The sequence below is a fragment of the Ruegeria sp. SATB027 genome (assembly GCF_059613825.1).
On record NZ_JBXWTH010000015.1, the window covers coordinates 1 to 1,980 of the forward strand.

Genomic DNA, 1,980 nt, shown 5'->3' on the forward strand with positions numbered 1-1,980 from the left:
CCTCTCATTACTGAGCGACTTTTTGTTTGTGTTTATTGAACTGTTGGTCGAAGAGGTTTTTGAAGGGTCCGTTTTTCTGCATGAGTTGGTCGAGGTTTCCCTGTTCGGCGATAGCGCCGTCCTGGATGACGATGATTTTGTCTGCCTCCAGCACGGTTGACAGGCGGTGGGCGATGACGATGACGGTGACATCCTGTGTCAGGGCGTCCAGCGCCTCTTTGACCAGCGATTCCGATTCCGCGTCCAGCGCGCTTGTGGCCTCGTCCAGCAGCAGGATTTCGGCCTTGCGCAGAATGGCACGGGCAATCGCGATGCGCTGTTTCTGACCGCCCGACAGAAAGGTTCCGTTTTCGCCCACCGGGGTCTCATAGCCCTGCGGCAGGTCAGTGATGAACTGATGCGCATGTGCGGCCCGGGCTGCCGCGATCACCTCTTCATCGCTCGCCTCGGGTGCCGAGCAGCGCAGGTTGTCCATCACCGAGGCCGAGAACAGGAACGTGTCCTGACCGACATACGAGATTTTCCGCCGCAGCGAGGCAAAGCTGACATCCCTCAGGTCCTGGCCATCGATCTCGACGCTGCCCTGATCGGGGTCGTAAAACCGCATGATCAGGCCAAACAACGTGGATTTGCCACCACCGGACTGGCCGACAAGGGCCGTGGTTTTCCCGGCCTCGAAAGTGGCGCTCATGTTGTCGATCACCGGCACCGTGCCCTGATAGCCAAAGGTCACATTGCGCAGCGTGATCTGTCCGGGGCCGTCACTCAGGTCACGGGCCCGGGGGCTTTCCACCATCGTGTCCTCCTGATCCAGCAGGCTGAACAACAGGCCGACACCGACCATGCAGGTTTCAATCTGGACCCGCATCCTGGACAGGCGCTTGGCGGGTTCATAGGCCATCAGCAAAGCGGTGATGAAGGACATCAGCTGACCCGCGGTCGGCTGTTCGGTGCCCGCGATGCCCATCGTGCTGACAATGAGAACCCCGGCAACCGCCAGACCGGCCAGAAACTCCATTAGCGGGCTGGCAATGGCCTGCAGCCGGGCGATGTCGTTCGAGCGCTGTTCGACCTTCCGGATCGCGGTCTCCATTCGGTCGATCATGCGATCTTCAAGCGCAAACACCTTGATCACCTTGATCCCCGCCGAGGTCTCCTGCAGCACCCGGATGATCTCGGCCAGCGATTTGAACTCGGCCTGCATGATCGAGCGGACGCTTTTCAGCAGATACCGCACCCCCAGAAGGGCAACCGGGCCCACCACAAAGAACATCACCGACAGGACCGGCTGCTGATACACCATGACCACAATCAGGCCGACCAGGGTCAGGGCATCGCGGACAAACCCGGTGACCAGAACATCGATCAGGCCCCGGGCCGATTGCGCGCCATTGGTCGTGCGCATCAGCAGATCCGATGATTCATTGGTCGAAAAGAACGACACCCCGTGCCGGACCAGCTTGCGGTACAGCTTCTCCTGCTGCTGGGCCACAATCCGGTTGCCCGCGCGCGCCAGAAAGACGGCCTGAATATACGAGGCCACCGCCTTGGTCAGGAACAGAAGCACAACCCCCAGCGCAATGACATGCGCCCATCCCCGCAATTCCGGGCTGGTCATGGCATCAACGATATATTCCATCATGTAAGCCGAGCCGGCGGTGGTGACCGCCACCGCGATCATCGCCAGGATCGCAACGCCGTAAAGCCCGCCCTGCGCATAAAAGCTCTCACCGACAAGCCGGCCCATATAGCCCGATCGCCACTTGTTCCAGGCGCGCTTCATCATTGCGTTCTCCAAATCCGTGAAACGGTGCGCACGCCCAGATACCCCATATCCCGCCGCGCCTAAAGGACAGATGCAACCCTGCGGCAGACCAACCCATCCCAACATCCAAACACGCTAAATAAGACCTCAACACCAAACCCGCAACCAAAACCAAAAAACTCAACCAAGCCAATACCGCTATTGAACGGCTAATG

General features: G+C 59.5%; 1 protein-coding gene. It reads right to left on the minus strand.

Annotated elements, in window-relative coordinates:
• Positions 1-7: 7 nt before the first annotated feature.
• Positions 8-1,786, minus strand: coding sequence for an ABC transporter ATP-binding protein (locus AC2FPW_RS01510; RefSeq protein WP_496812352.1), 1,779 nt, complete (start codon positions 1,784-1,786; stop codon positions 8-10).
• Positions 1,787-1,980: the final 194 nt, after the last annotated feature.

Coding starts and splice junctions, on each gene's coding strand:
- AC2FPW_RS01510 (WP_496812352.1), bottom strand. CDS start 1,786: ATGATGAAGCGCGCCTGGAACAAGTGGCGATCGGGCTATATGGGCCGG.